The organism is Tunicatimonas pelagia (assembly GCF_030506325.1).
In the GTDB taxonomy this organism is placed as follows: domain Bacteria; phylum Bacteroidota; class Bacteroidia; order Cytophagales; family Cyclobacteriaceae; genus Tunicatimonas; species Tunicatimonas pelagia.
Genome location: NZ_CP120683.1, coordinates 5,744,879 through 5,770,228, shown reverse-complemented (window position 1 = coordinate 5,770,228; position 25,350 = coordinate 5,744,879). Strand labels below are relative to the sequence as shown.

Here is a 25,350-nt window from a genome sequence, read left to right as displayed (position 1 = left end):
TTAGGTAGGTGAATGGTAGCATTGTGTCGTTAACTAAATTATTTGAGATGAACACACAATTTATCAAGCTGGACAAACGAGAAGCATGGTTTCATATCGCCTTTTGGTTGCTGGTAATGGTTTCGGCCATTTCTGCCTGGTCAAATAACATGGACTCGACGCATATTACTTTCCGAGGCATTTCGCTGGTACTGACCTTTATTTTACCTATGTATATCAATATTTTCGTACTTATTCCCCGATTCTTTAAGCGGGATAAATGGCTTACATACGCTTTATGCTTAGTAGTACTACTCATTGTTGCAAAAGTTCTCCACACTGTACTTTTACTAGCTCCCTGGATGATTAACGACTGGGCGAGCCTTAACTTTTCTAGTGAGTTTAGTCACTGGATGTTCCGAGAATTTAACAGCTTTGATAAATTTGTTTTTAGTCAACTACCCTGGATTATTTACATATCGTTCGCCTATCGTTTTGTTAAAGATTGGTTTGTGAATGAGCAAGTCAAAAGTCGGTTGATTTCTGAGAAACTATCGGTAGAACTGGCACTGCTAAAAGCGCAGGTTAGCCCTCATTTTCTGTTCAACACCTTAAATAATATTTATGCGGTGGCACTGGATGAACGGGCGGTGAGCACAGCAGATAATATTTCAAAATTGGGTACTTTAATGCGCTACAGCCTGCACGATACCCAAGCCGATTTTATTGCACTAAATAAGGAACTGGATTATCTGGAACGGTATATTGAGCTACAGCGAATGCGGCTCACCGAAGACCAGCAGTTAAACGTTGATCTTGACTTAAAAAACGGCAAAATAGGAAGCCTTAGCATTGCGCCTATGATTCTGCTACCCTTCATTGAAAATGCCTTCAAATACGGAGTCAGTACCACTCACGCTTCCCAGATTAACATAAGTATCCAACTAATAGAAAAGCGATTAGTCATGGAAGTAGAAAATGCCGTACAACGAACCGGACAATCCAAGGTTGGTGGATTAGGATTAGAGAACGTAAAAAATCGCTTGACACTTATCTACCCTAATCGGCATAAGCTAACCTGTGGCTTGAATGACGGAAAATACCTCGTCCACTTAGAACTTAATCTAACCTGATGATTAGGGCAATTGCTATTGACGATGAACCCAATGCGCTGCGGGTTATTGAAAATCATGCCGCACAAGTTCCCTTCTTACAATTAGTAGAGACTTTCACTGACCCATTCAAAGCACTGAAGTTTTTGGAAGAGAACAGCGCTCACCTGATCTTTTTAGACATCAATATGCCCGATATTTCAGGGCTGGAACTATCTAGCATACTCAACGAGAAAAACGTATTAGTCATCTTCACCACCGCGTTTAGCGAATATGCTTTAGAGAGTTATGACCTTGATGCGGTAGACTATCTGCTAAAACCCTTCGAGTTTACCCGCTTTCATTCGGCACTTTTAAAGGTCAGGAAAAGACTAAACTCAAGTAATCATGCCACTAATTTTTTCTTTGTAAATACAGGCAGTGAACAGCGCAAAATGCGATATGAAGACATCCAGTATATTGAAGGGAGTGGAAACTACGTTACTTACCACCTCAGTAGCGAAAAAGTATTGGTACGATCTACGATTAAGCAAGTACGAGCTTACCTGCCTTCTGCTGAATTTATTCAAGTGCAACGCTCCTACATCGTGGCTTTAAGCCATATTGACGTGATTCGGGACAATCACATTCATATTGGTCAGGCTAGAATTTCTATCGGCCCCAAGTACAAAGAGCAAGTTAAATCCGTAGTGAATGATTTTAGCTAAGAAGCGTAATTGTTAGTAACTTCGCTGTCAACTTTACGCTGCAAGCTATGTACCAGGCCTCAGTTGACGATAATACTTCACTGTCTGTAGAAGTAAAAGACGACCAAATTCATATCGACCAGAAAAAGGTTGATCTGGATATTCACCAGATTTCGCCCAATCAATTTCACGTGCTTTATCAGCACCGGTCTTACCAAATTGAGGTGCTGCAAGCTGACTATGCGACCAAGCAATTCATTATTTCGGTAAACGGAAAAAGGGTGCCAGTGCAACTGCAATCTGAACTTGACCAACTACTAGAAACCTTGGGAATGGATGCCACCTCAGAAGCCGTAGTGGAAGAAGTTCGCAGCCCGATGCCGGGTCTCATCCGAGCAGTAGAAGTAAATGCTGGCGATTCAGTACAAACGGGCGATAAGCTACTTACCCTGGAAGCCATGAAAATGGAAAATGTCATAAAATCCCCGGCCTCAGGAATGATTGATTCCGTTTTGGTGAAGACTGGAGAGAGTGTAGAGAAAAATCAAGTACTGGTTAGTTTTGAGGTTGAAGGGTTGAAGGGTTGAAGGGTTGAAGGGTTGAAGGGTTAAAATTTGCGAAGCTCCGAACTCATAAACGCATGATTTTGAACTCTAATTTCGCAATATGAACACCATTCCACGGCGAACTGAATACAATAACACTTTAACACTATCGAGCCATACCACTATTCTAGATTTTTCCTTACACATTTCGCTTCGGTTGGATAATTTTGCGTTACTTGCACTTAATTTAGAATGACACGTATGAAGTACCAACGTATTCTTTTGAAACTTAGTGGTGAAGCCCTCATGGGCAATCAGCCCTACGGCATTGATCCGGAGCGAATTCAACAGTACGCCCAGGAAATTAAGCGAGTGAAAGATACTGGGGTTGAGGTGGCTATTGTCATTGGCGGGGGTAATATTTTCCGGGGAGTACAGGCTCAGAATTCAGGAATGGATCGGGTGCAGGGTGATTATATGGGAATGTTGGCCACCGTTATTAACGGTATGGCTTTGCAGAGCGCACTAGAGCAAACCGGAGTTTATACCCGGTTGATGTCTGGCATTAAGATGGAACAAGTATGTGAACCCTTTATCCGTCGTCGAGCCATTCGCCACCTTGAGAAAGGACGCATTGTTATTTTCGGGGCGGGTATCGGAAATCCGTATTTTACCACCGACTCTACGGCCAGCCTACGCGCTATTGAAATTGAAGCTGATGTAGTACTAAAGGGAACCCGAGTTGATGGAGTGTATACCGCCGATCCCGAAAAAGACCCCACTGCTAAACGTTTCTCAACCATTACTTTTTCCGAAGTATATCAGAAGAAGCTCAACGTAATGGATATGACCGCATTTACGCTCTGTCAGGAAAATAACTTGCCCATTATTGTTTTTGATATGAATAAACCCGGCAACTTATTCAATCTAATCAGCGGACAAGAGGTGGGAACGCTGATCAACTAATTTCTAATTAAAAGAAACGTTTCTCAGTTAGTTATCAGGTTAAACGCACTAACCAGAGCAGTATTGACGTATAATCTGTTTGAGATAGTCATCATCCCACCCTGCTTTCTTACTTTGATGCTGTGCTTATCGCCATCTGCTTGAGCGGCCGCCGCCTTTAGGTTTGTGTGGTAGCTGTAAAGCCAGCTTTCTAAGCGTGTTTTAGTTTTGAGCCTTGTCTTAGTGTTGGTGCGACGACGATCTTCATCCAGGTACCACAGGTCGCCCAGTGATGAAATGGGTTCTCTACGCCCCAGTGTTCCCTGACTTTTTTATTGAAATAGGCTGGGCTTTTAACCACATCGCTCAGATAAAAGCGACACTCTTCTTGCTGTTTGGTACCAGTTTCTCGCAGGGCGTATACCACGATGATGGACTGGATGTTCTTCCAAGCCAGCGTTTCTCCCAGCAGCTCGGTACGTTTACAAACATAGCAGGTACAGGTTTCTATACGTCCTTAACCAAATTCTACCTGTTTATCACTAACTAATCTTTAACGATAGGGCATCATGTAATCTTTTACTGCGCGTCGACCGCTTAAGCAAAGATGTCCTTCTGATTGTTTTGAGCGAAAGTAGATAGTGCCCCTCCTGCTCTATGATCTGTCCGGCAATGGCTGGGCTGTTGACCGCTGTATCAATACTGACCAAATCTCTCTAGTTGAGAGCACCCTACCTACAGGAATACAGGATGCCTAAAAACATAAATACCAAAACTAGCTTACCGCTACATTCAGATAGCTAAGGAAGGGCTGCATACTTTGGAAGACCGCCACGGCTTGGGCGGGGAATTGCTTGTTGGCCACCTGTTTATCGGTGAGTTTGTGCATTACCAGATAGCTTTTAAGCTTGAGCATCTCAATATTGGGGTGGTCGGGTTCGTAGCCTTTAGGAGCTCGCTTAAGGGCATCGCCCTGAATTTCGCCAAAGTACTGCTTAAATGCCGGGGCATTGGTAATAGTTTTTAGCTCACTAGCGTTGTAGTCAATCTCCTGCCGTACCTTCGCCAGTATGGGTGGGGGTGGCTGATAGATACCTCCTGCCAAAAAAGATTCGTCGTTAGGCTGAAGATGCAAATAGTACAATGCCTGATCGGTATGACGACCGCCTTCGGCCATCGCTGCCCCAAAGTTGTTCTTGTAGGGCGACTTGTCTTTAGAGAAACGAATATCGCGATTGATGCGGAAGATACAGTCTTTAGGATTTAATCCGCGTAGGCTTTCGTCGTCAATACTAAGTTCGCCCAGAATGTGCCCTACCAGATCGATAAAGTGCTGGCGAGCGGTTTGGTAACGGTCGCGGTGGGCATCCATCCAGGCTTTTTCATTGTTCGCTTGAAGGTCACTAAGAAATGACAAGATATAGGGAGTTGCTCCGGCGGTAGTGTTCATAGAGTGAAATAATGCTAAATGTTGTGCTCTTTGGCAGTCTGCTTAATCCGCTTTTCGGAGATACCTGTAAACTCGGAAATCTGAGTGTGATTTAGCTTTCCCAATTTTAGAATTTTCACGATTACCGCTTTTTCACCCTCTTTCATTCCTTCAGTAGTCCCTTCTTCAATGCCAGCTTCTTTCCCCTTCATAAAGAGATAATCAGTCTGGATGTCATATTCTATTGGCATATCGTCTAATTTTTGAAATGTTAGTGGTTGCAAATTTCGTAGCTTAGAAAGCACTCCAAGCTGACATAAATACCGTTGTAATTTAATCTTATTGGGTACAATCTTCACAATCTTTTCTAGTATTAAATGAATTATTTCCTCCGGAGGTTGATCTCGAAAGTCACTCAGAACGGCTAAAATGACTTCCTCGGGAATATCAGAGGTCAGCAGGTTTTGATAGTTGTACTCCTGCAAACTCCTAGGAGTATACTGAAAATCAATGTTAACGGCTGACCAGGAAGTGTCCATCGTTGGTGGGTCTTGTCCTAAATAGACTACGAACTGGATAATTGGCAATTGGTACTTACGCAATAGCAGAGCATGATACTGACTAGCCGTCCGCCCAACATCCGGTACACCATATCGCTGTCGTTGGCTGATTGAAATTCAATATGTAGTATAAAATTCCGATCATCTTTCGTGGTGATGTGCTTCAAAAAATCAGGCTTACGTTCTAGCGTTACTTGTAATTCATCCGGCACCTCTTCCATCAGTTTAATCTCTAGCTGAAATAAACGATGGGTTAGAGGGAGAATTACTGCTTCAATATTCTCCTTGATAATTTTATTGTAGTCGTTGGCCATGTTCAAAATAGATCCACCAATGTCTCTAGTGCAATACCCCGCGAAGCTTTTAACAATACTATGCTTTCTTGAATAGGATTTTCTTTCAAAAATGCCTCTAAGTCTTCTTTTTGGGGAAAGTAATGAGCTTGAGGGTAAGCATCAGCAGTATCTTTCATTAGTTCACCACAGAGAAATACTTGAGTAAATCTGGCTGAGGCTAATTGTTCGCCAATTGCTCGGTGTTCCTGCGGACTGTCTTCGCCCAACTCGTACATATCACCCAGAATGGCTACTTTCTGAGGAGCTTGCATGGCTTTCAGGTTTTCAATTGCCGCTTGCATAGAATCAGGGTTGGCATTGTAGGCATCCAGAATGATGGTGTTGCTATCCTTTTTTACAATCTGCGAACGCTTGTTAGACGGTTGATAATATGCTACCGCTTTATTGGCTTGTTCGGTCGGAACCCCAAAGAACTTACCAATGCATAATGCTGCCGAAATATTCTCAAAATTATAACCACCTAGCAACTGGGTTTCTACTTCCTGCCCACTCTCGTGCCGATAGCAAACAAAAGGGTCAGCTGAAATAAATTCACAGTGGAAGTAATCACCTTCCGCTGGATAAAAATACGGCTTGCCGAACCGCTTGGCCATATTACTTAAGATCGGGTTTTGGGAGTTGATGAACACGGTACCCTTGGTTTTCCGCATATAGTCGTACTGCTCACTCTCGCCCCGAATCGCTCCCTCCAATCCACCAAAACCTTCCATGTGAGCTTTGCCGATATTAGTGGTTAGCCCGTAGGTGGGGTGGGCAATCTGACAGAGAGTAGCAATCTCGCCCACCGCGTTGGCTCCCAGTTCGATAATTGCAATCTCAATATCTTTGGTAATCTCTAGCAAAGTTAGTGGTACGCCAATGTGGTTATTGAGATTTCCTTTAGTAGCTAGAGTTTGGTATTTCTGACTTAGTACGGCGTGAAGCAGTTCTTTAGTAGTGGTTTTTCCATTGGTTCCGTTGATGCCAATTACGGGAATATCTAACTGCATCCGATGGTGGTGGGCTAGTTCTTGTAGAGCGGTAAGCACATCTTCTACCAACAGAAAACGCTCATCTTGCTGAAATTCTGTTTCATCGATTACAGCGTAGCTCGCTCCTTTTTCCAAAGCTTCATCCGCAAACTGGTTTCCGTTAAAGTTCGCCCCCTTTAGGGCAAAAAACATACTATCAGATTCAATCTTCCGGGTATCGGTAGATACTTTCCCGCAACGCAGAAATACTTTGTATAGCTCTTCAGTGGTTTTCATGTAATGACGAATGATTGATGATATAATGACTGATAATTAGTGAATTAAAATTGTTTAGGATTTTGTTGATTACCAAATTGCTCAATTGTTGATTGTTATTTGTATTTATCTTCCGACTTCTCACATTTCGTATTTTAATGATTATTCTCAGTATAGAAACAGCGACTAAAACCTGCTCGGTAGCCTTACATCAGAATAGAACGTTGCTTGGTTTGCAGGAAGTACACTTAGATAAGTCGCACTCGTCGCTGTTGCACGTGATGATCGATAATCTGCTTCAACACTGCGAGGTAGAACGTAGCCAGCTTAATGCGGTAGCCGTGTCCATCGGTCCGGGTTCCTACACCGGCTTACGCATCGGAGTATCAGCAGTGAAAGGTATTGGCTACGCGCTGGATATTCCGGTTATTGCCGTCAACACACTGGAAGCAATGACTCGGGGAATGCAAGATTCTAACTTAGCTAAGAATTGGTTATGTCCGATGTTGGATGCCCGCCGGATGGAAGTGTACTGCCTATTGCAGGATGATACGGGTAAGCTAATGAAAAAAACACAACCACTCGTTATAGATGAAGAATCATTCCGACCGGAATTAGATCAACACTCAATTACCTTCTTCGGCAATGGAAGTGATAAGTGTCAACCATTGTTGCAGCACCCTAACGCGCACTTCGTACCCAATGCGCTTCCCTCTGCCCGTTGGGTAGGCGAACTAGCATTACGAAAGTACGAAGAAGAAGATTTTGAAGACCTAGCCTATTTTGTCCCTTTTTATCTAAAGGAATACCGCACCACTCAACCCAAGAAGAAGCTATTACGTTGACAAAAGATAAGAAATGTAAAATCAGAAATGTGAAAAGTTAAAGGACAAGAATCAAGCGTAAGAAAAGCCACTCCCCACCCCTTGTCATCAAACTATAGTAATTATGAGCAACGAGACCGAAATTATTAATAGAGTAGCGAATAGCCCGCTAGTTACGTTTGACCTGGAAGAGTACTACCTACCGGGCGAGCGAATGGTATACGACATTAAAGATAATCTATTTCAGGAAATGGTTTTGCGGGAGAAAGATTTTCGAGCGTTTGTGAAAGAACACGATTGGTCGCAATACCAAGACAAGTACGTCGCCTTAACCTGCTCAGTAGATGCTATCGTGCCTACTTGGGCGTACATGCTACTGGCTACTAAGCTAGAACCCTACACCCAACGGGTAATCTTCGGCTCACTCAGCACACTAGAGTTAGTTTTGTTCCAAGAAGCGCTATCTCAAGTAGACCCTGCCGACTTTCAAGATGCTAAGGTGGTAGTAAAAGGTTGCGGTAACCTTCCAGTGCCCGATTTTGCCTACGTAGAAATCACCCGTTTACTTCGCCCCTACGTCAGCACTATTATGTACGGTGAACCATGTAGTACAGTTCCTCTGTACAAACGTCCAAAAAATCTTTCTTGAAGTAGATTATCGAACATTTCCTGTAAATGGTTGATAATCTTTATCTTCCAAAAATTACCCCTTATTCCACAATATTTTTTTTCAAACCTCTAGGTTAAAATACTCACTTTTTATTTTTTCTTGGCTTATATTCGGCGTTCAGTGCCTAGATAACTAACCTATTGTCGCTTGAATACTGATACCAATGACCACTAAGTCAGCTACGCTAGAACATCTATTATGGACATCTTCAACTATTGGAATCGGGATTGTAAATAGCCAGCGAAAACTGATAGAAGCTAATCCAACTTTTTGTAACATCTACGGGTATTCACTTGACGAATTGCTTCACCAGTCGGTAGACAAATTAGCCCCTCAGCACTTTCGCGACCAAGCTCAGTTACATTATCAAAATTACGTGAATGGTGATGCTTATAAAGGTTACCAGTTTATTCAGCGGCAAGATGGAAGTCGGCAGTACGTTCAGCTATCAACCGATGCTATCACCCTGGACTCTGAAGAACCTGGCCAGCTCATAACAATGACGGCACTGCCATTTCCTGAAGCTCGAACCAAGGTTTTACCGGAAATCGCTGACTCTTTATCTAACGTGTTCTTATTTGAATGCAATGCTTTAGGTCAGTGTTTGCGGAGCAATAAGGCAGCTCAACAGCGGTTAGATATTCATCCGCAGGAATTTCTGCGCCAGTCGGTAGCAATCTACAGCGGTCATATCCAAAGAACGGTTCCTATAGCGGAATTATTAAGTGAAAGGGCACACTGGGAGAACTCCGAATGGCAGCTATATCCTGAAAGTACCCGGTCTCAGTGGATGCTGGTCAATGCTCGGGTATCGGAAAGAAACACTACAGTAGTTTGCTTGGTATCCATTCAAGAGCAAAAGCGACTAGAAGATACGCTGACCAAAATACTGAAAACCGAACGGGCTTCTAATGAGCATCTTCAGCATTTCTTATGTGGTGCCACCCACGATTTGAAAGCCCCCACAGCCTCTCTACTTGGGTTGCTCAACATCTTTCAAAATGAAGAAGATGAGGAAGGAAAAGAATTATACCTACGGTTAATGGAGAAGAGCCTCCATCGCCTCAATGAATTTATTTACGAGATTGTAGACTACTCTAAAAATAAAGACCGGAGGTTACGCCAAGAGTCCATAGACTTTGAAAAGTTAGTAAATGATGTATTCGATAATCTAGGCTACAGTGCTCAAGCGGTTCAGATAGAAAGGGTTATAAATGTTCATCAATCCGGCACATTTTACTCTGACCCTCACAATGTTAACGTAATTTTGAGCAACCTAATCAGCAATGCTTATAAATATAGTAGTACTCACCGCCGCTCGAGTGAAGTACGGGTATCAATATTTGCTTCAGAACGAGAGGCCACCATTCAAGTGGCTGATAACGGACTAGGTATTGCTAAGGAACACTTGAATAAAATATTTGATATGTTCTATCGAGCTAGTGTTCAGGAAAGCGGCTCAGGATTAGGGCTGTATCTGGTGAAAGAGGTGATTGACAAAATGAAGGGAAGTATTCACGTAGACTCTACTTTAGGCGAAGGAACTACGTTTACGGTGCGCTTACCAGCCGTGCTTCTTGCACCTTCACAAGAGCAGATGTCGCTAAATTTATAGAGATACTCCGCGCTTCCAGGGAATAAAATCATCCTGCCCCAGTTGGACGGCCTTAGGAACATAATGACCTCCGGCAGTACGGATAATAGTGTTCAAGATTTCTTCGCCTTTACGCTCAATAGTATCTTCACCTGAGATTACTGTGCCCGCGTTAACGTCAATAATATCGCTCATCCGTTTAGCCAAAGTGGCGTTACTCGCTATCTTCAAGGTGGGAGCCACCGCGTTTCCGGTAGGAGTTCCTAAGCCTGTAGTGAACAGAATAATAGTAGCCCCCGCCCCTGCTAAGCCGGTAGTTGATTCTACATCATTGCCGGGAGTACAAAGCAGGTTGAGACCAGCTTTAGTGACGGGTTCAGGATAATCCAATACATCTACTATCGGAGAGGTGCCACCTTTTTTGGCCGCTCCCGCCGATTTAATAGCATCTGTAATGAGTCCGTCTTTAATATTTCCGGGAGAGGGGTTCATATCGAAGCCACTACCTGCTTCCTCAGCCCGACGGCTGTACGCTCGCATCAGACTGATGAACCGTTCGGCTGTAGCTCGGTCAGCACAACGATCGGTTAGCTCCTGCTCTACCCCACACAGCTCCGGGAACTCTGATAGTACTACCGAGCCTCCTAAAGCCACTAATAGATCAGCGGTATGTCCTACCGCCGGGTTGGCCGAAATACCAGAAAACCCATCGGAACCGCCGCACTCCAGTCCAACAACTAGTTTACTAAGCGGGGCCGGTTTTCGCTCTAGCTGGTTGGCCTGGGTTAATCCTACGAAGGTTTTTTTGATCGCTTCGGCCAGAAACTCTTCTTCCGAGGCACTTTGCTGTTGCTCCAGAATATGCAGTGGTTTGCTAAAGTTAGCATCCCGCTTTTTAATCTCCTCCATTAACAACTTATCTTCCGCATTCTGACAACCCAGGCTGAGCACCGTAGCTCCCGCTACGTTGGCGTGAGTGATATAACCCGCAAATAATGCACACAGCGTTTGGGCATCCTGGCGGGTGCCCCCACAGCCTCCCTCGTGGGTGAGAAACTGTATTCCGTCTACGTTCGGAAAGGTGCGGTGCTGACCGGAAGAGTGGTTTGATAGCGTGATAGGTGCCGTAAGCAAATCATCCGAAGTAGCTCCTGCCTGATATTGATCCACCAGAGAACGCACATTAAACCGATGGCCTTGAGAACGATTGTAGCCTAGCTCTTTTACTAGTGCTTCACGCATAACCCGGAGATTACGATTCTCGCAGAAAACCAATGGAATAACCAACCAGTAATTTGCTACGCCTACCTTTCCATCGGCTCGGTAGTACCCTTCAAACGTAGTTTCTTGCCACTGGCTTACCGATGGTGGTTGCCATTGGTACTGCTGCTCCCGCAGATTATAGCTCTCAGCATCATGATGAACATTTTCGGTAGTGATGGCTTCCCCCTGACGAATAGCCTGCACCGCCTTACCCACTCGTACTCCGTACATTACAATAGTATCACCCGGCTGAAAGTCTTCCTGGGCAAACTTATGTTTAGGCGGTATATCCTGCCGGATTTCATAAATATCTGATTCAAGCTGAACGCTCTCACCGATCGTTAACTGATCGAGGGCTACAATAACATTATCGTTTGGGTGAATACGCAGAACTCGTTGGCGCATGGTATTAATAGTAAAAAAGGGCTTGGTTGCTAAATAAAGAAGTGTCTAAATTACCGGATTTGTGAGTATTCCCGCAAATAAAATCACACCGGAGTGCTGCTCCCGAATAAAAAACAGAAAAGACCGATCTATCCGAACAGAAGGTGCAGTACTTTCTACTGGCAAAGTAGATGTGAGCGATGCCGCTTTAGCTCCAATCTCACTAATTTCAATGGAGGCTTGGTGCAACATATCATTTAAGTGAGGCTGTTGGTTAGCCTCGGAGAAGAATAAAGAAAAGTTGGCACTATCTTGAAACGCAATGCCCATTCCCAATTGAGAAAGCATATTTTTTAAAGATACCTGATAGTTGATCGCAAATTTCGGTAAGTACAGCCCTTGCTCTAAGGTATCGGCTGCATCTAGAATAGAAGATAGTTTCTCCGCGTTTAAAGAACCAGCCAAATGATGTAAACTATCTTCTGTTTTCGGCATTACCAACGTCATGCTGTACTGTTGGTTTCCGTAAGGAATATCGATATATGAGGCTAGCTCAGTCTCATGGTATCGGTACGCTGCTTGGTCAGCGTACATCATATCCGTAGTAATACTATTGCCATTAGGCAAGTAGAATTTAGCCGGACGGGTAAACTCTTCTCGGAAAGGCACCGCCCACTTTCCGCTGAACTGTACCGCATTGGTCATGTACAGTTTAGCTCGAGAACTCGGCAGGGTAAGTGGCTGGGATAATTTGTACGGCATCTGATTTTCTACCCACTTCTGGATAACAGTACCGGCTCGCTTACTTTTGAAATTTAGATCAATAGCATGAGCATTGTAGTACGCCAGAAGCATGTCTTGGTAAAATGTACTGATCGACAAACGCTGATCGTACCAGATGGCATTAGCTAATGAAAAATCAACCTCAGGATCTAATTCTTGCAGAAAGGGAATAAGCTCACTATATGCTTTATTGATCTCCAGTGGCGAGAGCACGTCAAAATCTAAGAATTGATAAAGCTGCTCTCGGGTAGATTCGGCCGAGCCATTGAGCATCAGGCTCATGGCTAAGTTTACACTAAGCGGCGATAAAAACACGTTTTGGGCTGATGATTGATGGGTAGCCTGACGGACAAGATCAAAGGCAAAATCGTTTACTGATTTCACCAACTCCCGCTCTTCGCCGGAAAGCTCCCGAACCGCAGGAAGCTTAGCCTCCGGCTGCACCCCATCTTTCTGGCAACCCCAGCCTAGCACCACAATCGTTAAGAGCATCCCAATTTTTACCCAGTACCGACTACTATCTAGCTTCATATCCCGATAAAACCTTAATCATCAACTCCCTAAGTTACAAAAACTTTACCTTTTTATCGGTATTTTCTCGAAAGGTAAACCTGCTTAGTGAAATTTTATTTGATAGTCTGCCGTAAATTGTTCTTCCGGCGACAGTTTCATAACACCTTCTTTCTCAGAAAAGTCCACTTGCCCTTCTTTCTTATCTGCCAAACCATACCATGGTTCAATACAGTAGAAGTCGGATCCTACCTTCTGCCATACTCCTAAGTAGGGGAATCCAGCAAAAGTCACCGTTACCAGTGGTTGCCCATCCGATTGCCGAACAATACGCACCCAGCTGGAAGCTATGCCTTTGAAGATAATGGCATCAGATTCGAATAGTTGGCGATGTAGAGGAAGTACGTCTTCATTGTTTAGTAGCGGTTCAGTTTTACCATTTCTAAGCCCACCTTGCAGTAAGTGGCGATTTAGGGTTTCCGGTTTCTCAAATTGTAAATGGTACTCCTCCAACTTTTGATCCCGCTGGGTGGGGCAGTAAAAAGCCGGATGAGCTCCAATAGAAAATAGCATCTCATCTTGCCCCTGGTTTGCCACCCGATAAGCAACCGTGAGTTCATTCTCCTGAAGCGTATACCGAATATCGAACACAAAGTTGAACGGGTACATTTTCTGGGTTTCGGGAGAGGCTGTCAGCCCGAAGGTAATTTCCGCATTAGATTGATCGATGACTGAAAAATTATGATCGCGGGCAAAACCATGCTGGCTCATGGAGTAAGTATCGTTATTCCACTGATACTGATCGTCTTTTAGCCGCCCCACAATAGGAAACAGTACCGGAGCGTGACGCGCCCACACGGCCGGATCAGCCTGCCAAATGTATTCCTGCTTACTTGCTTTACTTTGAACGCTGGTCAGCTCCGCTCCTTCGGTGGTAAAGGTTGCGATTAAGTGATCGTTTTCCAGAACATAGTTTGCCATTACAGTAGTTTTTAGTCAATAGTCCATAGTCGACGGTCAACAGTCATTAGTCTACAGTAACTATTCATCGGTTATAATTATCAATAAAATAGTCCCATCATATCCGGTTCTTCTCCGGTTTCTAGCCAGATAAGCGAGGCAGCCAGAAAGCCGAACATATCAGCTACATCGTAGCGATCTTCACCCGTATGGGTTCGGAACATTCCTTGAGCGTACAACCGTTCAACGGCTTCATCCGCCACATCTTGCGCCAAGATACGAAACTGCTCATCCGAAAAAGTCTCGGCTCCGCCCAACAGGAAGTGAATTACCCGTCCGTACAGATCAGCGTAACCTCCCTTCCCATCCCAAGCTGGTAAGCCTTTCTGAACGGCAGCCATCCAACGGTAACAAGCCGACTTATAGTAGTCTTTTCCGGTTAATTCGTACAGTTTCAGGCAACTCTCCGCGAATGGCATGGGGTAATCGTGGCGAGGAAAGAGCGGCTCCCAGAAAGAAGTGTAGTTATCAGGGCTATATGTTGTTTTACTTCCAAAATCAGCTGCAAAGTCCTCCTCAAAAACCGGTTCTCCATTGGCAACCCGTAGAATACCGTAGTACTCACATTGCTCCGGATCAAATCCGTACTCTAACCAAGCGGTCATTGCCTCATCAGCCATATTGATCCACTCCTGTCGGGTAGTTTCATCTACGTAGTTGGCTGCCTCAATTATACCGCGAGCCCATAACCCTACTTCGGTGGTCGAGTATATTTTATCCCAACGGTTTTGGTTCGGGCTATTCTCCAGCAATCCGGTTTCTGGCCCTTGATTGGAGAAACTGTAGCTAGCCATTTTCTTAGCATTGTCTAGTAGTGTGGCATCTTGTGTTTTGTTGTAGAGCCAAGCGGCAGCATGTACTAGCACTCCGCCTGCTTCTAGAAAAGCATGACCTCGGTTATTTGAGGCATGACGGTTAAACTCTCCGGTGGATGGATCGGTAAGATGACCTTCGATGGCAGATCGAATAGCAGCTTCCGTAACTTCCGGGTCAATATCCCAGAGAGCTTGCCAGGAAGGAACAATAGGACGCATTTCGTGCAACCCACCCGTTTCGGTAGAAAAGTCTACTTTTTCGGCAATGCCATCGGAGCCAAATTCAAGCGTAGCGTCCTGGAAGGCATCGTAGTAATAATGATTTCCCCAAAGGAAACGTCCGTTATTTGCCACACAGTTATCAAAAAACGCTTGAATGTAGGCATCAGCCGATGTGGAAAAGGTAGTGTTACCCGTTTTTTCCGCTAAGTAATACGCCATTGCTACTTGCGGCATGTCCCAGTACATACTCGAGCCTTTGGGAGCTTCTACCGGACGACCTTGGTACAAGCGCTGCGGACGGTCGTCAGGGCGAGTATCATCTTCAGGGTATTCACCCGTGGCGGTATTCAGACTAGCCATCCAGAAAGGAGTAGTTTCCGTTCCGTATTTATCTTTTCCGTTGGCCAATCGCTTAGTGAAGTGATTGACTACCAAGTTGTAGTATGATTGGGAAGTAGTAGTGTTTTGCGAATTGCTGGCATTTGGAATAAAACTAAAAATAAGGCCTAGCAAAAAGATGATGGTGAAACGCATAAAAAAGATTTGTTTCGTTTAACTATTCATTTGTATAGTACAAATGTAGCAATTTATTAGACGACTACCATTACTCTCTTTCAATAGAATTGACTGTCAATTCTTAAACGAAAACTGCTGCGTGTTATTCTATATAACGCAAAAAGGCATTCTCGGAGGAAAACGCCTAGCTAATTACTACAAGTATTGAGAACGCCAATGGTGTCGTTTATTTCTCAAAAACAACGGTGCCGATACTTTTCCATTGCCGAGGAATTCCACTCAAGGTAAAACTTCTATTGCTGATAAGCTCCAGGGTGATTTTTGTATCAGTAACCCCCAAAATATTGAGGCCATCAATAGAAAACTCCTCATCAGAAAAGGAAAGTACATGCGTCCAAGGATTGAACGAAATTTGATGGTCAAGAAAACCATCGCCGCTAAAATAGAATTTATCCCCCCTCTGTTTTCTACTTACCGGCAATCCGATAATTAGACTTGGAAGCCATCACACCTTCTACTTCCGCTCCAGACGGTTCCGGGTCGTCATCGGAGGGGCAGGCAGAAAGTGAAACTGCTAAAATAAGGATGAGCAAAGATTGGACAGGTTTTATAAGTACAGAGCTATTTTTTTCCCTCAATACCTTATCGTAGTGGTTGGTAAACATCATCTGCTAATATTTCTACCAGTTCGGCTTATCTTTTCCTATATTCACCGCTCTCGATAACACTACATAACCATGAAAAAAATTTTACTGACCGCTCTGGCGTCTGCCCTACTTCTCCCATTGTTCAGTTTTACCCCCCGTTCTCCTTCCGCTCCTCAGGACTACCAGAATTTGGTTGACCTATTCGCCCGATGGCGGGATTTTGAGCAACCACCACTAAGAGAGGGCGCACCCGATTACACGGCCGAAACTTTTGAACAACGACATCCCGAATTTGAGAAACTGCAAGCTGAGCTACTAGCTTTCGATACCAGCAATTGGCCCATTGAACAGCAAGTTGACTGGTACATTGTGTGGGCCGAAATGAATGGCTATGATTTCAACCATCGGGTACTACAGCCCTGGGTACGCGACCCCGCTTTCTATAAATCACTGTGGATGGCCCGTAGTGATGTTCCGGCTCACGAAGGCCCCACTCACCACATGACCACCGAAATTTGGACCTACGAATTTCCGCTGAGCGGTGAAGAGAAAAAGCGATTGTTGGCCGACCTGAGCGTAATCCCGCCACTGAATGAACAGGCTAAGCTCAACCTAACCGGAAATGCCCGCGACCTGTGGGTGGCGGGTATCCGCGATATTCGCACCCAATCTGAGAACTTAAAAACCATCCTCAATCGACTCGGAGTTAAAGACGAAGCTGATCTAGTACTGGCGATTGAGAAAGCTATTGCCTCTACTAACGACTTAGTTACTTGGCTAGAGAAAGAAGCCGATTCTAAAACCGGCCCCTCAGGTATCGGCAAAGAAAATTATACTTGGTATCTGCAAAATGTTCACTTAGTGCCGCTTACTTGGGAGGATGAAGTGCTGCTATTAAAGCGAGAACTAGCCCGAGCCTGGTCGTCGCTGAAGCTGGAAGAGCATCGCAACCGCAACCTACCTGAACTGCCCGATGCTGATTCGCCGGAGGCTTACCGAAGAATGGCTGAACAAGCGACAGAGAGCTTACTAACTTTTTTAGATCAGGAAGAAATAGTCACCGTGAAAGACTATTTTGAGCCAGCCTTATACGCTCATGTAGGTAAGTTCGTACCGAAGAAAACCCGTAATTTTTTTTGGATTACGGCTCACTATGATCCTCGACCGCTGTTCTGTCACTTCTACCACTGGTTTGAACTGGCGCGGATGGATACAGAACCTAATGCGAGTGAAATTCGGCGGGAGCCACTGCTTTATAATATTTTTGATTCCCGTAATGAGGGGATGGCTACTGCTGTGGAAGAAATGTTTATGCAAGCCGGTTTGTACGATGATAGCCCCCGGTCCCGAGAAATTGTCTATATTCTGATTGCCCAACGAGCCGCCCGAGGACTAGGTTCGCTCTACGCGCACGCCAATGAAATGACAATGGAAGAAGCCGGAGGTATTCACTCGGAATGGACACCTCGAGGGTGGATGAAAACCGAGAAGGAGTTACTCATTTTTGAGCAGCATCTGTACTTGCGCCAGCCAGGCTACGGCACTAGCTACATCACCGGAAAATACCTGATGGAAAGTGCGCTGGCCGACTACGGGCGCACTCAGGAGTCTAGTACAGAACCGTTTCAGCTAAAGAACTATTTTGACCAACTCAACTCCATCGGCAATATTCCCATCTCCTTAGGCCACTGGCAACTAACCGGAAGTAAAAGTCATCTAGAACCGATAATAGAGCACGAAAAATTAAACCCTTAATTGGTCACTATTGTATTCGGTCAAACAAAAAGTCAACTTTGGTTCAAACGAAAAGTCAATAAAAAAAATATAGTAAGGGGGTTGGCTTCTAATAAAGTACAATTTTTAAACATTTAGAAAAATATGTATTGAAATTGCACTTTTCTAATTTACTCGTAAAATTACGAAATAACTATCTTTCAACCTAGAAGGGTGACAAGGTGTTTCGGGAATATAGGTAGTGTCTCAGTTTGAATCTTTTTCAATCAATTTAACTATATCTACGATTTCCATCGGTCGCTTGGTTAGTCCTGCTTCCATCGCTGGATTTACTCTCCATGTTTTGTGAATCTTCACCCAACTGTTGTAGAGAAATTGCAGGGCAGTTGGATAGCAATGATTCTCCAGCTTCTTGCTAAATCCATTAGTCAAACGGGTAAACCTCCTCATATGTATTCGCACCGTTAGATTTTGCCACTCTACGTAACTCGTAGATACATGTTTTTCATCTGGATTGCCAAAGATTCCTTTTTTTGATACCAATACACTTAACAGGTGCCTACTTCTTTTCAGAATATTTCAGTAAGTTGAGCATAGTCAATGATGCCTTCAAAAGCATCATAAACAGCGTTCAAATAGGTTTTGTGTCCATCGATAGTTAATTGCACTCTATTAGATAAACAGCCTGCCACATCCTTCATAAATAAATAGATTAGCCGAATCAGTATCGCGACTACCCACGTGCCGGTACAGTTAGCTTAGTGTTAGCATTAATAGCCGTCCACGTCCACACACCTCCCGATCCGCTACCTTTCATTTCCTCTAGTACGTTCTTTTGCTTTGCATAGCAGAACGACAGATTTCATAACACCGAATGCCTTTAGACTTCACGTTTACCACATGATTATTATGAAACTCTATGCAGGTTCTACCAAAGTTAACCAGAAGTTTAGTAACGGTATTGATGGAAATATCCGCAATACGTGAATTTACCCATAGCGAAGTGTCCTCAACTTGAAGGTAAATGATTATATTTGTAAAACTACAAATATTGCACTAAAAGCATTGCTTATTAGCTTTAAATAGCTATTTTTGATTTGTAAAACTACAAATCTTATGGCAGACGATTTGGACGGTATTGATCTTAGCAATCTTTTGCAATCCTATAATGATGACGATAAAAGAGGATTGAAAGAGAGGTGGGAAATGCAGTTAGGAAAATTACAAATTAATCAGACTCGAGCCCTTGAAATTATGCAAATGGAGAGTCGAGCGTTACACGGACTCCTCAAAGGAACAGGTAGCAGAGTAGATATAATATCATTAAAGAAGTTGTCACGATTTTTAGAAATTCCAGTAGGTGAGGCTGTTAATCTTTACCTAGAATCATTAAAAAAACCACATGAGGAGCAAATCCACACTCTCGAGAGAAGAAAATTTATAGCAGAAAATTTTAACCTTAAAGAGTTGAAAAATGAAGGTGTCATTGATGATGCAACTGATCTAGATCACGTGGAGAGGGAGTTAGTTAGGATATTTAATTACGATTCTATTTTTGACTATAGAAAGGATGTAGTGAATCCAGCTTACAGTTCAGCAAAGCTTGCTAGTGATGTTCAGGTGCTTAACTACTGGATAGAGTATGCCCGAAAAGTTTTTCGAAAAATACAGAACCCTATCCCGTATGATAGGCAAGCTTTGATCGAATATTTTCCAACAATTCGATGGCATTCAATGAGTGTCGAGAAAGGAATCTGGGAAGTTATTAAAGTCTTATACAGAATGGGTATCACCGTTATATATCTTCCAAAATTTAAAAAACTACACATCAGAGGTGCTACATTTTCAGTCAACAAAAAACCGTCCATTGTTTTGTCCGATTATAAGGGTAATTACGCTACAATATGGTTTGCTCTTTTACATGAATTACATCATGTCCTTTTCGATTGGGATGATATTTTGATTAACTCATACCACATTTCTGATAAAACTGATTTTTATACAGAAGTGGAGGTTGAAGATGTCGCTAATCAATTCGCAAAAGATTACTTGTTCTCCGACGAGAAGGTTCAAGAGGTTTTACCTCACTATAATAACCGAATATTTATTGAGGAATATGCTAGGCTTAATCATGTTCATCCAAGCATAGTATATACAATGATAGCTCTAGAAAGAGATAGTTGGGGATGGTTACAAGAATTCTTGCCAGATATTAATAGGTATTTGTGGGCGGTTAAGGAGATAAATCATAAAATGTCAGCATCAGAGGTTGCAAAATTTTATAACGATAAAATATACAATCTAAACTATGAAAAAGATTAAAAATTCAAGTAAGAAAACCGTAGAGCAGTTAAGAAAAGAACAGGAAGATAATGCCTTACGGAAGCAATTGGCAATTAGCCCTGACTTACTAATTCAACGTAAAGGTTCTGATAAAGCCCTTGAACAAAGGGCTGAGAAGATTAAACTAATCAGTGGAGAAACTATAGACCTTAAAGAGCTAGCTGAATACATTGATGACAAGATCAACACTTATAAATCTAGATTTACACAAGGTTGGTATAAAGAGGTATTTCGTCTAAATGGTTGGGAGATACCCAAAAACGGAAAAATATCTAAAAAACCACAGGTCGTGGCTAAATATACCATTGACATCATATATGGTCGTTTTCCAAAAGAAGTATTACCAGTACTAGAGCATCAAAATAAGTATGACAAAATAGGCATCAGATTATTTAAGCATTTCCAATTTCTGACTCCTGAAAAAGTAACAAAGTTGGAAGATTATATTAAAGAATCAGAAGTGATAATGAAGCGTTGTAAAACTTGGAGTCAGTTTGAAAAGGAACATGCAAAAGTATATGGATTGCCATTTCAACTAAGCATCTTTGACTAGCTCTTCCCCCCAATGTTTCAAAGCAACCTCTTTAGCGATTTCCTTTCGCCTTTCGGGTGAAAGCTTCTTAGCTCTTGCCTTACCTCCTAGCCTACCTAATTCAACAGCAGAGGGGTTTTTACTTTCATCTATATCTGGAGTATCTTCAGCTTCACCCGTAGCAATATCGATAGTGAGCTTCGCTTGTTAGTTGACATCTTTTGGTCTTTTTTTTCCCACTCATACAAACAATCATTGGTAATAGAGCGTGGGGCTAACCTATTATGAAAGGGCTGCCACCAGCTTCTTCGCTATCCCTAGTAACTGCTTTTGCTCTTTGGTTAGATCACTAGGGCAGGTTTTCTTAGCCAATGAAAACACTTTATCACTCAATTCTTTCAACTCCCCCTGTTTGGTCTGGATGGATAGCTTTTCACTGGATAGTTGAAGATGCTTATCATCTACGGTAGCCGTGATCTTCTGACTATTGCTAGTGAAAGAGCAACCTGGAGTGGGCACGAACCGAAGCTCCTTCACTTCCGTGTACAGACCGATACAGGATTCTTCTGGTGTATCGGAAAGCCAAACTACTCCTACAAACGAGCCAACTTCAGGAAGTAAGAATAGCCCTTGCCCGGCTGGTTCACTAGCAGGTCGGAGCCGTACTTGGCGCGGTGAGGAACCTGCTTCATTAACAGGTGCTACCGAACAATGTACTTGGTCAGGGGCGACCGTCAGGACTTTGGCCCAGAAAAACGAGGATGATTCTTTTAGCAAATGGTGATACGGTTGGGAAGGTGATACTATACTCATATTGTTGACGGTTTATTGTCCTCCATTTCGGTTAAAGTCATTCAGCATTTTATAGAAGTACTCCTCAAATTTCTCACTCACTTCTTCGACTCCCCCGGTGGCATCTTGTACGTGCATTTCAATCGTTTCGGCCATCTTGGGTTGTTGGATATAGATGTTCGTAACTTTCTTGCCTCCCCCTGTAATGGCTTCCAACCCTCGCCGCTCTTCTTCCGCTTCTTTCTCCGCATTCTGGCTATTAACCGCATCGGCATAGTACCCACTGAGTTGCCCCAGGGTAGATTCTACCCGCCCCCGATTGATACCTTCCAGGCTTTTGAATTTTTGCCCCGTGCGCTCCGCTACGCGAAACTTAGCGAGCATTCCCTCCAGTTGCTCGTACCCACTAATGATCGAGCTTTGCAAGCCCTTGCGCTGGTTAGCCCCCAGTGAACCCTGGTTACTAGCCAGTGACAATAATTCCTCGTAGCGTTGGAACGGATTGTTTTTTACCTTTTGCTGTTTTTTCGGTACGGAAGTGAAAGTAGATGTATCAAATTCATTACCTAGTCCGGCTAACAGCTCGTTGAGCTTATCACGGTATTTATCGGTAGAAGGAAGGTTGCCGAGTAGCATATCCAGGCTCAGGGGTTCTTTTTGTGTGCCTTCGTGGTACCCCTTTCTGTACTTAGAAGCAACTTGGTTGCCAAATACGCTAGAAGCGTGTTTCGCTTGGGCAATACCCTTCATCATACGTTTGGCATCAAAGGACAGAGCTCCCGCTATCATTTCTTTCAATCCCCCAAAAGTTTCTGTCGCCAGTGTACCAATATTAGCAAACACTTCTTTGAAGGCTTCCCATAGCCCCCACACTCCCCCTCGGAATGTTTCAAATTTATTGTATGCCCAGACAGCCGCCCCGGCTACTGCCATAATTCCAATGGTGACCATGCCAATTGGGTTCGCTGCGGCTACCAGGTTCAGCAAGGTCATTTGCCCCCGCAATAAAGCCGTTGCAGTAGTCGCCAATTTAAGGGCACTAGCAACCCCTATAAAGGTAACTTTATAGGCGGCAAAAATACCGATTGCCCCGGCCAGATAGGAGCTGTATCGTTTGATGGTATCCCAGTTCTCTTTAACATACAGCAGCATCGTTCCCAGTGCTTTGGCGACTTTCACAATGGTAGGGGCTAACATACCCCCAAAGAATACTTGTAACCGAGTCCACTCATTTCTAGCCCGATTAAGATTCGCCTGAAGTGAGTTGGTAGCATCGTCTAGCCCTCCGACAAACTCACGGCGTAGTTGTTGGGCAAAACGGGGTAGAAAATCTTCTGCTAGCAGCTTGCCATCACTCATAAATTTGTCTAACTCCCCACTGGTCATTCCCATTGCCCGCGCGGCAATATTGAAGGCCCCTGGAATCCGCTCACCCAATTGTCCTCGCAACTCCTCTGCCTCCACTTTCCCTTTGCCCATCATATCAGAGAGTGCTTTGAACGTTCCCTTTGTCTGGTCAGCCGTCAGGTTCATGGAGGCACTGGCAATACCAACGGATTCAAAAATTTCACGGGTCGCCTCCCCCGCCAGTTTACTGCCGCGCATCGCTCCCGCAAAAAGCCGAAAACCATCTTTGGTGGCCATCAAATCCAAACCAAGCGCATCTACGGTGTTATCCAGAAACTCTAAATTCTTACGCGCTTCCTGGGTGCTTCCTGAAGCAAAGGCGATGGCATTATTGAGGCTTTCCATTCGGGCAGTAGCGTTTACGACTCCTGCAAACAATTGCGCCCCGGCAGTCACCGATAGAAATCCGATAACAGTATTCCGAAGCCCGTTTACTTGCTTATTGAATACCCGGGTTTTCTTGGCTGCTTCAGAGAGTCGGTTCACGTACTCCCGCATACCTTTCGCCCCTTTTCGTCCCGCATCATATAAGGCGTTTCCGGCTCGGCCCGCCATACGCTTCAACTTGCCAAAAGTAGTATTGGACTTCCCTACTAGTTTGTTGAGCTTCTGTAGCGTAGGGCTAACGTTATCGCGAAGCTTGAGCGTATATTCATAGACTTTTGGCATGGGTACTAGCGTAAATAAGTATCGTAAGGGTAATCGTTACTTTTCTTCTTTTTCAGCATGTTGGCTATCTTTAGAAAAAGCGATCATTTCCTCCGTACACCACTCTATCCGTTTGCAGGAATTCAGGATTTTTTGCCGCTGCTGGCGCAACTCCTTGAGTTTCTTTTTATCCGCTTTACTGGTTTGCTTTTGCCTTTCTAATACAGCAATATTCTTACACACCTCCAGGTAAGCAGTCCCGGCCTGAGAGACACGATGGCGAAAGAAATCTATCAAATCAAAGTTAGGGCCGATCTTTTCAGCGAACTCACGCAGCATGAGTTCTAGATCGGAAGGGTCTTGTGACATTTTCAGTGAAGGCATGAGTGCTAGGGTTGAAGGGATTACTTTTTGATAATAAAGCGATGGTTAGGCCGAATCGTCTCAGCAGGATTATGATAGCCCAAGCTACTTGATTGAGGTAGTAGAGCTTCTTTAATAAAGGTGGCGCGCGCCTCGTTACCCATCACCCCCATATCCGCTAATTTGTTCATGGCCTCCGAAATTATTTTCAACTGGGCGTGAACCTTTTCTTGCCGCTCGCTAGTGATGTAAAAGGTAAAGAATTCAGCTAACCGATCTTTAGCAGATTGTTTTACCTGTACCCGGCTATTTTGAAGTTCGTAACTGTCAATAGACCGTAGCACTTGGTGCAAGTTATTGCTTTCCTGGAATACCTGTTTTGCTTTTTGAATACACAATACGCATTCTTCACAGCCTTCGGGTAGGTCTAGCAGGTCGATCATTTTTTCCTTCTTCAGGGGTAAGGCGGCAATACCGGCCCCTTGCTTTTCCAAGAAAGCATCAACTATGAAGGTTTTCGGGTTCTTGAGTAGCTGGAGTAAATCTTCCGATGTAAGCGACTCTTTGAGTTGAAGGCGGTTAATCTCATCCACTGATTCCTGGAGAGTTTCTAATAGGGACTTCGCTCCACGAAGCGCGTGTTCGTAGGCTGGTTTATCGAAATAAAGCTGTTTTTTCATGATGATAGTATTTATAAGAACTATTTATGATTGAACTTGAATGGTGCCGCCATCGCGTACAAAACGATTGAGGTAACTATTGATCCTATCGGGATCGCCCGTTAGTTGCACTTGATAATGGCTGCAAGGAATACGGTTTGAAGGCGGCCTTTCACCCCAGTCGTCTTCTTGGTGAGAAGCGTAAAGCGACTGGTAAGCGCGCTTCATTTGCACGTTGATCTGAGCTACTGCTTTAGTAAGCATATTGTTGCTTACTGGTTCTACAGAGTAGTGCCCACTAAACTCGGTAGATTGCAACAGGCCTGATTGTGCTAAGTGGGTCAGCAACGCTTGTAACAGTTGAACAGGCCCACTAAGCCTAAATCTTCGGGAAATGTCCGTTCGCTTAAAGTATTTAATCGATGAGGGCATGGGTACACTTTTGCATTAAATAACGGAGTTTTTTGTGGTCAGGTAGCTCCTCCTCGGATAAGGGGAAGAACCGGATTTTATGATGCCGGGCAGCCTGAAGAAGCCGCCTGAGTATCTCTTCCTCCTGCGGGCTGCGGGCAGTCTTCAATATCAGAAAGTAGGAGGTATAGCCAATCTTTTCTAATTTCTTCAGGGCATCGGTCTGCGAAACAGCCCGCATCCAAATGGAATCTACGGCTAGGTTTTCCATGCTAAACCCCGCAGCGAAGGCTAGCACCCACTTTTCCGGGCCGATCATCTCCATCCAACCTGTGTGTTTTGCTGGTTTGAAGTATGTTTTTTCTGCCATAACAC

Annotated in this window: 28 protein-coding genes; 11 read left to right on the top strand and 17 right to left on the bottom strand. The window is 44.0% G+C overall.

What is annotated here, in order from left to right:
- Positions 1 to 47: 47 nt before the first annotated feature.
- From P0M28_RS24670 to P0M28_RS24650, 5 genes are all read left to right on the top strand, one after another.
- On the top strand, positions 48 to 1,112 hold the full coding sequence (locus tag P0M28_RS24670; protein WP_302205957.1) for a sensor histidine kinase: 1,065 nt from the start codon (positions 48 to 50) through the stop codon (positions 1,110 to 1,112).
- Positions 1,112 to 1,798 (top strand): LytR/AlgR family response regulator transcription factor, encoded by a 687-nt coding sequence (locus P0M28_RS24665; RefSeq protein WP_302205955.1) that lies wholly within the window; start codon positions 1,112 to 1,114, stop codon positions 1,796 to 1,798. The genes P0M28_RS24670 and P0M28_RS24665 overlap by 1 nt, the downstream gene beginning before the upstream one ends.
- Positions 1,799 to 1,845: 47 nt before the next feature.
- Entirely contained in the window at positions 1,846 to 2,364 is a 519-nt protein-coding gene (locus P0M28_RS24660; protein ID WP_302205952.1) for an acyl-CoA carboxylase biotin carboxyl carrier protein subunit, read from the top strand.
- A gap of 219 nt (positions 2,365 to 2,583) precedes the next feature.
- Positions 2,584 to 3,288 (top strand): UMP kinase, encoded by a 705-nt coding sequence (gene pyrH / locus P0M28_RS24655; protein WP_302205950.1) that lies wholly within the window; start codon positions 2,584 to 2,586, stop codon positions 3,286 to 3,288.
- Positions 3,289 to 3,559: 271 nt separating this feature from the next.
- Complete coding sequence (locus P0M28_RS24650) at positions 3,560 to 3,817, top strand: hypothetical protein (RefSeq protein ID WP_302205947.1); 258 nt, start codon at positions 3,560 to 3,562, stop codon at positions 3,815 to 3,817.
- On the opposite strand, the gene P0M28_RS24645 is transcribed toward P0M28_RS24650, so the two are convergent.
- From P0M28_RS24645 to P0M28_RS24625, 5 genes are all read right to left on the bottom strand, one after another.
- A complete protein-coding gene (locus tag P0M28_RS24645) occupies positions 3,810 to 3,977 on the bottom strand; it encodes a hypothetical protein (RefSeq protein WP_302205945.1) in 168 nt (55 codons plus the stop codon). The genes P0M28_RS24650 and P0M28_RS24645 overlap by 8 nt on opposite strands.
- Positions 3,978 to 4,042: 65 nt before the next feature.
- Complete coding sequence (locus P0M28_RS24640; protein ID WP_302205944.1) at positions 4,043 to 4,717, bottom strand: DUF2461 domain-containing protein; 675 nt, start codon at positions 4,715 to 4,717, stop codon at positions 4,043 to 4,045.
- Positions 4,718 to 4,731: 14 nt separating this feature from the next.
- Positions 4,732 to 5,235, bottom strand: a complete 504-nt coding sequence (locus tag P0M28_RS24635; RefSeq protein WP_302205943.1) for a hypothetical protein — start codon at positions 5,233 to 5,235, stop codon at positions 4,732 to 4,734.
- A 26-nt stretch (positions 5,236 to 5,261) separates the two neighbouring features.
- Positions 5,262 to 5,570: a hypothetical protein gene (locus tag P0M28_RS24630; protein WP_302205942.1), complete on the bottom strand. Its 309-nt coding sequence runs from the start codon at positions 5,568 to 5,570 to the stop codon at positions 5,262 to 5,264.
- 2 nt (positions 5,571 to 5,572) lie between these two features.
- Complete coding sequence (locus P0M28_RS24625) at positions 5,573 to 6,859, bottom strand: UDP-N-acetylmuramoyl-tripeptide--D-alanyl-D-alanine ligase (RefSeq protein ID WP_302205941.1); 1,287 nt, start codon at positions 6,857 to 6,859, stop codon at positions 5,573 to 5,575.
- A 137-nt stretch (positions 6,860 to 6,996) separates the two neighbouring features.
- Here P0M28_RS24625 and tsaB point away from each other — a divergent pair, with 137 nt between their 5' ends.
- From tsaB to P0M28_RS24610, 3 genes are all read left to right on the top strand, one after another.
- On the top strand, positions 6,997 to 7,683 hold the full coding sequence (gene tsaB, locus P0M28_RS24620) for a tRNA (adenosine(37)-N6)-threonylcarbamoyltransferase complex dimerization subunit type 1 TsaB (protein ID WP_302205939.1): 687 nt from the start codon (positions 6,997 to 6,999) through the stop codon (positions 7,681 to 7,683).
- Between the two features lie 103 nt (positions 7,684 to 7,786).
- Entirely contained in the window at positions 7,787 to 8,311 is a 525-nt protein-coding gene (locus P0M28_RS24615) for a DUF2480 family protein (RefSeq protein WP_302205937.1), read from the top strand.
- 184 nt (positions 8,312 to 8,495) lie between these two features.
- Positions 8,496 to 9,947, top strand: coding sequence for a PAS domain-containing sensor histidine kinase (locus P0M28_RS24610; protein ID WP_302205935.1), 1,452 nt, complete (start codon positions 8,496 to 8,498; stop codon positions 9,945 to 9,947).
- Here P0M28_RS24610 and P0M28_RS24605 read toward each other — a convergent pair.
- From P0M28_RS24605 to P0M28_RS24580, 6 genes are all read right to left on the bottom strand, one after another.
- The gene (locus P0M28_RS24605) at positions 9,942 to 11,594 is read right to left on the bottom strand and encodes a UxaA family hydrolase (protein ID WP_302205933.1); all 1,653 of its coding nucleotides are present in this window, start codon (positions 11,592 to 11,594) and stop codon (positions 9,942 to 9,944) included. The genes P0M28_RS24610 and P0M28_RS24605 overlap by 6 nt on opposite strands.
- A 45-nt stretch (positions 11,595 to 11,639) precedes the next feature.
- Positions 11,640 to 12,887, bottom strand: a complete 1,248-nt coding sequence (locus P0M28_RS24600; RefSeq protein ID WP_302205932.1) for a serpin family protein — start codon at positions 12,885 to 12,887, stop codon at positions 11,640 to 11,642.
- 84 nt (positions 12,888 to 12,971) lie between these two features.
- Entirely contained in the window at positions 12,972 to 13,847 is an 876-nt protein-coding gene (locus P0M28_RS24595) for an aldose 1-epimerase family protein (protein WP_302205931.1), read from the bottom strand.
- Positions 13,848 to 13,927: 80 nt separating this feature from the next.
- The gene (locus tag P0M28_RS24590) at positions 13,928 to 15,457 is read right to left on the bottom strand and encodes a hypothetical protein (protein WP_302205929.1); all 1,530 of its coding nucleotides are present in this window, start codon (positions 15,455 to 15,457) and stop codon (positions 13,928 to 13,930) included.
- 208 nt (positions 15,458 to 15,665) lie between these two features.
- Positions 15,666 to 15,920, bottom strand: coding sequence for a hypothetical protein (locus tag P0M28_RS24585; RefSeq protein WP_302205928.1), 255 nt, complete (start codon positions 15,918 to 15,920; stop codon positions 15,666 to 15,668).
- Positions 15,907 to 16,032, bottom strand: a complete 126-nt coding sequence (locus P0M28_RS24580; RefSeq protein WP_302205927.1) for a hypothetical protein — start codon at positions 16,030 to 16,032, stop codon at positions 15,907 to 15,909. The genes P0M28_RS24585 and P0M28_RS24580 overlap by 14 nt, the downstream gene beginning before the upstream one ends.
- Before the next feature lie 144 nt (positions 16,033 to 16,176).
- Here P0M28_RS24580 and P0M28_RS24575 point away from each other — a divergent pair, with 144 nt between their 5' ends.
- The 3 genes from P0M28_RS24575 to P0M28_RS24565 all read left to right on the top strand — a co-directional run bounded on the left by P0M28_RS24575 (position 16,177) and on the right by P0M28_RS24565 (position 20,716).
- Positions 16,177 to 17,841 (top strand): hypothetical protein, encoded by a 1,665-nt coding sequence (locus P0M28_RS24575; RefSeq protein ID WP_302205925.1) that lies wholly within the window; start codon positions 16,177 to 16,179, stop codon positions 17,839 to 17,841.
- A gap of 1,095 nt (positions 17,842 to 18,936) precedes the next feature.
- Positions 18,937 to 20,142 (top strand): ImmA/IrrE family metallo-endopeptidase, encoded by a 1,206-nt coding sequence (locus P0M28_RS24570; protein WP_302205924.1) that lies wholly within the window; start codon positions 18,937 to 18,939, stop codon positions 20,140 to 20,142.
- The gene (locus P0M28_RS24565; protein ID WP_302205922.1) at positions 20,129 to 20,716 is read left to right on the top strand and encodes a P63C domain-containing protein; all 588 of its coding nucleotides are present in this window, start codon (positions 20,129 to 20,131) and stop codon (positions 20,714 to 20,716) included. The genes P0M28_RS24570 and P0M28_RS24565 overlap by 14 nt, the downstream gene beginning before the upstream one ends.
- 261 nt (positions 20,717 to 20,977) lie before the next feature.
- On the opposite strand, the gene P0M28_RS24560 is transcribed toward P0M28_RS24565, so the two are convergent.
- From P0M28_RS24560 to P0M28_RS24535, 6 genes are read right to left on the bottom strand one after another with little or no spacing between them, the layout of a single operon-like run.
- A complete protein-coding gene (locus tag P0M28_RS24560) occupies positions 20,978 to 21,508 on the bottom strand; it encodes a hypothetical protein (RefSeq protein ID WP_302205920.1) in 531 nt (176 codons plus the stop codon).
- 12 nt (positions 21,509 to 21,520) lie between these two features.
- Entirely contained in the window at positions 21,521 to 23,563 is a 2,043-nt protein-coding gene (locus P0M28_RS24555) for a tape measure protein (RefSeq protein WP_302205918.1), read from the bottom strand.
- Between the two features lie 36 nt (positions 23,564 to 23,599).
- On the bottom strand, positions 23,600 to 23,926 hold the full coding sequence (locus P0M28_RS24550; RefSeq protein WP_302205916.1) for a hypothetical protein: 327 nt from the start codon (positions 23,924 to 23,926) through the stop codon (positions 23,600 to 23,602).
- Between the two features lie 20 nt (positions 23,927 to 23,946).
- Complete coding sequence (locus P0M28_RS24545) at positions 23,947 to 24,585, bottom strand: hypothetical protein (protein ID WP_302205915.1); 639 nt, start codon at positions 24,583 to 24,585, stop codon at positions 23,947 to 23,949.
- A gap of 24 nt (positions 24,586 to 24,609) precedes the next feature.
- The gene (locus P0M28_RS24540) at positions 24,610 to 24,996 is read right to left on the bottom strand and encodes a hypothetical protein (protein ID WP_302205914.1); all 387 of its coding nucleotides are present in this window, start codon (positions 24,994 to 24,996) and stop codon (positions 24,610 to 24,612) included.
- On the bottom strand, positions 24,980 to 25,345 hold the full coding sequence (locus P0M28_RS24535) for a hypothetical protein (protein WP_302205912.1): 366 nt from the start codon (positions 25,343 to 25,345) through the stop codon (positions 24,980 to 24,982). Before P0M28_RS24535 ends, P0M28_RS24540 begins: the two co-directional genes overlap by 17 nt.
- Positions 25,346 to 25,350 lie beyond the last annotated feature (5 nt).